The sequence below is a fragment of the Streptococcus sp. BS35b genome, from assembly GCF_000286475.1.
Lineage (GTDB): Bacteria > Bacillota > Bacilli > Lactobacillales > Streptococcaceae > Streptococcus > Streptococcus oralis_W.
The window spans coordinates 1-1,892 of sequence record NZ_ALKH01000007.1; the positions used below are offsets into that span (position 1 = coordinate 1).

The following is a 1,892-nucleotide window of genomic DNA, read 5'->3' on the forward strand; positions in this document are numbered from 1 at the left end:
TGTATGTCCATAAAGAAGGACAGACTATTGAGGATTCTAAACCTGTTTCTGGTAGCTATACTCCAGAAGTGACAGAATCCAATGGTGTTTATACTTACAAGTGGGCGAAACAACTTCCTAAGTATGATGTTGATGGAACAAAACTAATCTATTCTGTTCGTGAGCTTCAAGATACTACTGAACTTCCTTTGAAAGAAGGAGAGAAAGTCGCATCTAACGATCATAACTACGTCGTCTCTTACAATGCAGACAAGACACAAGTAACCAACACTTATGAGGTTCCAAAAACAAAAGTAACTGCTAATAAAGTCTGGACTGGTGGAACAGATAGTATTCGCCCAAGTCTCTTCTTTAAATTGTATCGTACTCTAGAGGGTGGTACTGCAGAAGCAGTTACAGATGCTGACCAAAAAGAAGTACCTAAGACAGACGGTGCTGTAGAATGGTCAGATCTTCCTGCGACAGATGAGCACGGTGTGAAGTACACTTATAGTGTGATGGAAGTCGATGAAGATGGCAATCTTGTCACTGCTGTAGATGGTTATACAGCCAATCAAACAGCTGATTTAACTGTCACAAACACCTATGGTACTTCACCAACTAAGGCTGATATTGAAGTCAAAAAAGAATTGGTGGGTGGTCGTCCAACACCTCTTCAAAACGAAGAATTTGAATTTATCTTGAAAGACAAAAATGGCCAAGAAGTTCAAAGAGCTAAGAACGATGCAGCTGGTCGCGTAGTCTTCAAAGATATTCCTTTCGATAAAGCGGGTGAATACGAATTTACTGTTGTTGAAGTGAATGCTGGTCAAACCATCGATGGTGTGACTTACGATGTTAGAACAGTACCAGTCACAGTAAGTGTAACAGATGATGGAAAAGGTAAACTGGTTGCGACAGTATTGTATCATCCTATTACTGCTGTGGCACTTCCGTCAGCTAATTTGGTCTCTTCAGCACCTAGTTCTAATCTTGTACCATCACTTACTGGTGCAGTGAATAGAGCTACTGATGGTGGAATTCAGATATTCAAAAATACTTATAAAGCAACTAATGCTAAGGCCGTTCTTGAAGTGACTAAGCAGTTGACCGGTCGTACGACAGGAGCTCAAGAAAATGAGTTCGAATTTACGTTGACAGACCAAGTTGGTAAAGTTGAAACTAAGAGAAATGATGCAGATGGAAAAGTTAAGTTTCATGAATTGACCTTCGATGAAGCAGGTACTTATACTTACACTATCAAGGAAGTAAAAGCTGGTACAACTGAAAATGGTATTACCTACGATTCTAAGACAGTCACAGCTAAAGTAACTGTAACAGATGACGGTCATGGTAAACTGACTGCAGTTGTTGACTACAGCAGTGATGGTACAGCTAATAGCACAACCTTCACCAATACTTACAACCCTGCAAAAGTCAAAGCTCCAGTTTCTGCAACTAAATCATTTATCAATAAGAACACCAATACTCCAATGCCGCTCAAAGGTGGCGAGTTTGTCTTCGCCTTGCTAAATCACGAAGGTGATCCCGTAGAAAAGACTACAAATGATGCAGATGGAAACATCAAGTTTAAGGATTTAGAATTCGAGAAAGCTGGTACTTACCAGTATACAATCTACGAACACAAAGCTGGTCAAATCGAGAATGGTATCACTTATTCTAATAAGACTGTGGAAGTGACTATCGAAGTAACAGATGACGGTCATGGTGCTCTGAAAGCAACTGTTTCTTATGACAACGATGAAAGACACTTCGAAAATACTTACAAAGCTGCAAATGCTAAAGCAAATCTCGAAGTGACTAAGAAGTTGACTGGCCGTGAATTGAAAGCTGATGAATTTGAGTTTGTCTTGAAGAATGATGCAGATGGTTCAGAACTTCAAAAAGTGAAG

Annotated in this window: 1 protein-coding gene; it reads left to right on the plus strand. The window is 39.8% G+C overall.

Going from position 1 to position 1,892, the window contains the following annotated elements; all coding sequences use genetic code 11:
• Positions 1 to 1,892: Spy0128 family protein (locus HMPREF1149_RS07435; protein WP_000329861.1), on the plus strand; the 1,892-nt coding region annotated here is incomplete at both ends.